The following is a 6,000-nucleotide window of genomic DNA, read 5'->3' as shown; positions in this document are numbered from 1 at the left end:
ATTCCTCTCGGTTAGAGAAGTAAATTAGCCAATCCGAGTCAATATAGACTCCTAAGTTGTTGCCTGCGGTTCTCACCATTCCGCATACTCTCCCATATTGTGATACTTTTTGCTGCTTACCCTTTTTTGTTAATCTCCATCAGTAAAGCTTCGATGAGGCGAATAATCGATTCTCGGGTAGGAAACATGCGAATGACACGTTCTCGTAGGCGAATTTCTTCGTTGAGTCGCTCCATTGTGAAGATCAGCGATAAAATCCCCAATAGAATCGGTTGAAAATTCCCCATTTTCATCGCAGACTCTCTCCTTGGAGGAGAGAGAAATTATGGTAAAGAATGGGGAGTTTTACATGATTCACGAGATGAGGAAACGTGGCATGAGTATTACTCGGATCGCGCAGGAAATGGGGAGGGATCGAAAAACCATTCGTAAGTGGCTAAACAAGAAGGAACCTGAATCCTATCAGCGAAAGGTCACTCGTCTCGGCAAGCTGGATCCGTTCAAGGATTACGTTCGCCGCCGAATGGAGGAAGGTTGCCTGAATGCGAGAGTTATCCTGGAAGAAATCAAGGCAAAAGGGTATACCGGTGGGATTACCACTCTGCGAGTCTTCATGAAACCGTTCCGGCCCACCGTCATCAGCAAAACCACCGTCCGATTTGAAACAGATCCCGGATACCAAGCCCAAGTCGATTGGGGACGGTTTACGGTGGACTGGCACGGCAAACCAAAACGGCTCTATGCGTTTGTCATGGTCCTCAGCTATTCTCGCATGATGTATCTGGAGTTCACTGAAGATGAGAAGTTGGATACGCTCATCAGTTGTCACCATCGGGCTTTTGAGTATTTTGGAGGGGGTACGGAGGTGATGCTGTACGACAACATGAAGACCGTTGTGAAAGACAGAGATGAACAGGGCCATCCCGTCTGGAATGAGCGTTTTTCCCGATTTGCCAGCCACCACGGCTTCCTTCTTACGAGCTGCCGGCCCTATCGCGCTCGCACTAAAGGAAAGGTCGAAAACGGAATTGGCTATGTTCGCAAGAACTTTTGGCCGCGCGTTCGGGCATTTACCGGATTGGACGATCTGAATCGCCAAGCACGCGAGTGGTTGAATCAAGTAGCTAACGTGAGGATTCATGGAACCACGCACGTCAGGCCGGTTGACCGCTGGCATGAGGAAAAGCTGAAACCCATGAACCCAACGCCGTTTGCGGTCGTCGACCGTCATGCTCGGAAGGTATCAGCCGACTGCCTGGTATCGTTTGAGGCTAACCGTTACTCCGTTCCCTTCCGTTTTATGGGGCAAATCGTGCATGTCCAGGACGACAAGAACGGACACATCCGGATTTACAGTGGAGACATCCTCATCGCGGAACATCCCAAGGCCGTCCAAAAAGGGCAGCTGGTCATCAACAAAAAGCACTTCGAAGGACTGCGCCCAACCGGTCAACATCGAGTTCCTGCCCCAATGCCCAAACTTGTTGACCGACCAGCCCCTGAAGTGCTGGAACGAAACTTATCCGTGTATGAACAATTCCTCGACGAGGCGGTGAGGCTCCAATGATTGGGCTGCAAGAACGTCTTGAGGATGCCTTCCACCAATTCGCATGGACTCGCATTCCCGAGGTGCTTCACCACCACGCCGAAGAAGCTTCCAAACACAATATATCGTATCTGGAATTTCTGGACAAGCTGCTGCAGGAGGAGTTGGCGGCAAAATGGGATCGGTATATCCGGACCCGGACACGTCTAGCCAACTTGCCCTTTCACAAGACCCTGGATCAATTCGACTTTCGTTTCCAACCATCCATCGATGAACGGCGAATCCGGGATCTGGCGACCCTTCGGTTTATCGAGCACCAGGAGAATCCCATTTTCCTCGGCCCGCCCGGTGTGGGGAAAACACATTTGGCCGTTGCACTGGCTTTGGAGGCGATTAAGCAGCGGTATACGGTGTATTTTACAACCGCCCATGATCTCGTGCAAACGCTTCAGCAGGCCGATCAGAACCATACGATCAAACAAAAAATTCGCATGTACACCAAGCCGCGTCTCTTGATCATCGATGAGATCGGCTATCGCAAGATGGACGAACCGGCAGCCCATTTCTTCTTCCAAATCATCTCCGAACGATACGAGACCGGCTCTATCATCCTCACTTCCAACAAGTCGTATGGTTCATGGGGAGAAATCTTTGGAGACTCTATACTGGCCACAGCCATCCTGGATCGTTTGCTGCATCATTCCACCACCATCAACATCAAAGGGGAGAGTTACCGCATCAAGGAGAAGAAAAAGGCGGGATTCTTCCGACCAGGAGAAGATGAAAACAACTCAAACGGGTAGTCTTGTCTATATCCGCCCCCTAAGGGGCGTATAAATACTCTCTTACTGGGGAATTTTCGATTGATTTTTTTTGAGGAATTTTCTTTTGATCTTGACATTAGGAAAATGAATGTTAAAGACAAAGAAAGTACCTTCCACTTCACTAAATGCGTTCAACGGCACTTTTGAGCCATCTTCGTCATCAGATGAACAAGCACTCGCATCATGGTCTGTGCCGATACCAGTACCCCACTTCGACCGTCTGAGCCACATGCCAACTGGTTTATGAGATGTGGTTCAGGAATCTAACCAGCTACACTCCTCCAAACAGTCATTGTATGATGTCCGAAAATAGTCAGTTGCTACCACATCTCTGAAACATTAGTCAGAGCATCCATGACTCTATCACGTCACCAGACGCACAGAATCGGCTTGTGAGATATGATGTAGGTATAGGAGCAATGTGATACCCCCCAACCAACGAAAACGAAAATAGCCCTATTGCAGACCGTTTTAGAACGTAAAGGTAGTCTATTCAGCATTTAATGGTTATTTCTGCAAATAACGAGATGAGTATTTGCTTTTGCACAGCCTTCTTAGCGTTTATCTATTCTTTATAGTTCTCTCTTCATGTTTTTACTGTATCAGTACTGCTCGATTTCATGCATGGATGACTCCCCTATAAGTGTCAACTGCGCTCAAAACTTAGCACTAATAAATTTCACCGTGTACAGATTCAAATTAATGGTTTTGATTGTTTGAAGACAGGTTTGTTCCTGTCTTTTTTCTGTATGCTTAAATCTAAAATCTAATTGTCAACCTCTTATTATATTCAGATAACACATGACATTAGTCCTATTTACAACCAAATTCCCCCAAAATAAACTATAAGTGTAATATAACGCATATATAGGGGTGTATTGTTATGCTTAGACTCTTCAAAAAAGCTGTTTTAAGCCTTTTGTCTACGTCTGTATTGGCTGTATCTCTAGCAATTCCAGTCTCAGCGTCAGCCGCACCTTCAACACAGTACACAACAGCAGGACCAAATTTTGAGGTTGGGACGCAACAAGTAGAGCCTTATGGTTGGAAGACGAAGATAACAAAAGAAGGTGTAGAATTAGCCGCTAGTTATATTAGAAATGGTGGATATGCCCTAGAGAAAGCAATATCAAAGCTTTCCCCAACTGCCGCTAGAGCATTCGGCAGATGGGCTGATAATATTGCCGACTTCTTGGACGACCTTTGCAAAGGGTGGGATGAAGCGGAAGAATACGCTATTTCTTATGTAAAAGACCAAGTAAGAAACTTCCTAAGAGAGAATACAAAACTCTCCCCTGGTACAATCGAGGAGATTGTTGTTGCGGTCGATTGGTTGCTCTGGTTCGTTGCTTAGTTAAATCACCAAGGGGGAATCAGATTGAGTCAGGAATTTACCTACTATGATTGGTTATTAGAGCAAAATCTAACATCTGAGCAAGAATCTAAACTAAACATCCTACTTTATTTGATTTCAGATAAACTGACAAACGAGAAGATTGTCGAAGATTATGACAGGAAAATACGTCAAACAGCACCAGAATTTGTGCATATACTTGATGCTCCTGAGATAACTCATGAGTTGATAATTACCACTTTGGTTGCAAACTTTCAGCTAACAAGAGAATCGGTTTCTCAAATGTTTGAGGGTATGCGTAATCAAGGTAATTTTGCGAAGCTTGCAGAATTTATGAAAGAATATAAATAGCCAAGCTCGCAAGCTATAACAGACAGAACCTTATCCATTAGCAAAGACAACAGGATTAAGTGTAAACCCTAATCATTCCAAAAACTTACAAAATGAACGGAACATCAACCTAAAGGTAGTTCCGTTCATTACTTTTATGTTTATGCAGCGCTAGTGAGTTTAAAGATTTCACCTTATGATAGAAATGAAGATGCTTCATTAGGCTACTCATATACCTTTCCTAAATTGAGGATTGTCCCTTTGGAGAAGAAACGTACTTAATGATGAGGATTTAGAAGCAGATTGGTTTAAAGAACTTAAACCAAGTATACAAGAAGATGAGATGAGGAATTTATATTTTGAAACAGTAACTATTTTCAAATTATCTCATGAAGAGTAACAGGGCAAGGTTTGCAACCTGCCTTGTTTTATGTTGCAGTTGAAAAATTAAATGTCAGTAAGATGTCCCACATTATGCGTTCGCTTATGGAGGGTAAATTCATGCAACCAGACATAGTGCCAATACTGGATTCATTCAAGGTTAGAGTATCCAAAGGCTATACGCTCATTCAAGAAGAATATACTGGTGATTTGATTAATGTGGAGTTTCAGTGGAATGAGCCTGCATCAAAAGAAGAAATCGAGTCCATCACAGAGAAAACAGGATGGGTATTGCCTAACAGCTACAAGGATTTTTTGTCAATACACAATGGGGCTATTCTATTTATGAGTGAAACGCATCAGTTTTGTTTGCATTCAATCGAAGAGATAATGCAGTATCACGCTAGTAGAGACAATACATTTCCCCCTAGTTGGTATCACATGGGGACTTTCTACGGACACTGTCAACGCCGACTTAATTTTGACCCACCATCGCCGGTTTAGAATTGACCCACCCGGCGATTTTTTGTTGGCCAGGTGGAAGGGGGATTCGTGGGTTCCAGTCCTCATCTTCTCACGAAGTCGGTAACTCTTCCCCCTAACATTGACGAATTGGGAATGGGGGAAGAGCTAATCCTGGATAGTTCAGCAAATATTGGATCGTCCCTATCAGTTCCCCCATACACCGAACTCTTGTTGCTGGTTCTCGTGCTGTTTAATAAAAGAGTTTAGTTTCCGCAATCTTCTCAATTTGAAGACTTTCTTTTACTGTGATCTTTTTCCCATCGCTAACTCCGCAACGGGTACACCTGCCAGCCTCATTTCAGCAGCCTTAACTTGATTTCAGCAGGATAACTTACTCTCGTAGCCACAGAAAAAACACCTCCAAGGTTGTCTCCATATCTTACGAAATGGATGCAATTTCTTGAAGGTGTTTTGATTTGTCTCACGTTATGGGGGCAGTCAAGGACAGTAATTTCAAAGCTTCACATTTTTAGTTTAACTCCCCCTTTGGAAATAAAAGCTCCGTATATTTTATTAATATTACACTACAAATTATAGACAGTAAGAGATTGGATATTAAAGGCGGATAAAATATAAAGTGATTTGCTCCAAGAAATACTATGAATTCAAAAAGAGTTATACATAAAAGCAAGATAAACAACAGTTTGCTTTTTAGTCTGTAGATGATAAATATAGCCAGTGCCATTAAAAGAAAACGAATTACAGTCAGTTTTGAAACGCCCCAAAACTCATCCCATGGTATTACACCCTGGTTAACATCATCTACAATCACAAAATACACAAACCCTTCAAGCATTGTACTACCAATAATATAAACAGACAAGATCAATAAAATAACAGGACGGAAAACTTTTTGTGCCAAACCCATTTTCCAAATACCCCCATTATTTAGAATCAGTTCCATTATACACAACCTATTTAACCATTTCAAATGGTTTTACTTAGCTCCCCTTTATTTAAGTAACAGACAGGATATAGCAAAATTTTACACAAAATAGTATAATGCGATTAGTTCAATTGAACTACTTTTGACTTTAGAA

General features: G+C 43.0%; 6 protein-coding genes and 1 pseudogene. 5 read left to right on the top strand and 2 right to left on the bottom strand.

What is annotated here, in order from left to right:
• Positions 1-72 precede the first annotated feature (72 nt).
• Positions 73-236: pseudogene (locus tag KDN35_RS01735) on the bottom strand (transposase); the annotation flags it as partial.
• Between the two features lie 89 nt (positions 237-325).
• Between KDN35_RS01735 and istA the strand changes: the two are divergent.
• The 5 genes from istA (at position 326) to KDN35_RS01710 (ending at position 4,939) form a co-directional block, all read left to right on the top strand.
• Positions 326-1,567 (top strand): IS21 family transposase, encoded by a 1,242-nt coding sequence (istA, locus tag KDN35_RS01730; RefSeq protein WP_212131927.1) that lies wholly within the window; start codon positions 326-328, stop codon positions 1,565-1,567.
• Positions 1,567-2,349, top strand: a complete 783-nt coding sequence (istB, locus tag KDN35_RS01725; protein ID WP_481752763.1) for an IS21-like element helper ATPase IstB — start codon at positions 1,567-1,569, stop codon at positions 2,347-2,349. The genes istA and istB overlap by 1 nt, the downstream gene beginning before the upstream one ends.
• Before the next feature lie 904 nt (positions 2,350-3,253).
• Positions 3,254-3,724: a hypothetical protein gene (locus tag KDN35_RS01720; protein ID WP_026557093.1), complete on the top strand. Its 471-nt coding sequence runs from the start codon at positions 3,254-3,256 to the stop codon at positions 3,722-3,724.
• Positions 3,725-3,748: 24 nt separating this feature from the next.
• The gene (locus KDN35_RS01715) at positions 3,749-4,075 is read left to right on the top strand and encodes a hypothetical protein (RefSeq protein ID WP_212131925.1); all 327 of its coding nucleotides are present in this window, start codon (positions 3,749-3,751) and stop codon (positions 4,073-4,075) included.
• A gap of 480 nt (positions 4,076-4,555) precedes the next feature.
• The gene (locus KDN35_RS01710) at positions 4,556-4,939 is read left to right on the top strand and encodes an SMI1/KNR4 family protein (protein WP_212131924.1); all 384 of its coding nucleotides are present in this window, start codon (positions 4,556-4,558) and stop codon (positions 4,937-4,939) included.
• A 490-nt stretch (positions 4,940-5,429) separates the two neighbouring features.
• On the opposite strand, the gene KDN35_RS01705 is transcribed toward KDN35_RS01710, so the two are convergent.
• The gene (locus KDN35_RS01705) at positions 5,430-5,864 is read right to left on the bottom strand and encodes a hypothetical protein (protein ID WP_212131923.1); all 435 of its coding nucleotides are present in this window, start codon (positions 5,862-5,864) and stop codon (positions 5,430-5,432) included.
• Between the last annotated feature and the right edge of the window lie 136 nt (positions 5,865-6,000).

Source organism: Brevibacillus sp. NL20B1 (genome assembly GCF_018195675.1).
In the GTDB taxonomy this organism is placed as follows: domain Bacteria; phylum Bacillota; class Bacilli; order Brevibacillales; family Brevibacillaceae; genus Brevibacillus; species Brevibacillus aydinogluensis.
This window is presented reverse-complemented; position numbering and strand designations above follow the sequence as displayed.

What these genes read in the sequence shown, in the direction of transcription:
- istA (WP_212131927.1), top strand. Translation starts at nt 326, where the DNA reads ATGGTAAAGAATGGGGAGTTTTACATGATTCACGAGATGAGGAAACGT.
- KDN35_RS01720 (WP_026557093.1), top strand. Translation starts at nt 3,254, where the DNA reads ATGCTTAGACTCTTCAAAAAAGCTGTTTTAAGCCTTTTGTCTACGTCT.
- KDN35_RS01710 (WP_212131924.1), top strand. Translation starts at nt 4,556, where the DNA reads ATGCAACCAGACATAGTGCCAATACTGGATTCATTCAAGGTTAGAGTA.
- KDN35_RS01705 (WP_212131923.1), bottom strand. Translation starts at nt 5,864, where the DNA reads ATGGAACTGATTCTAAATAATGGGGGTATTTGGAAAATGGGTTTGGCA.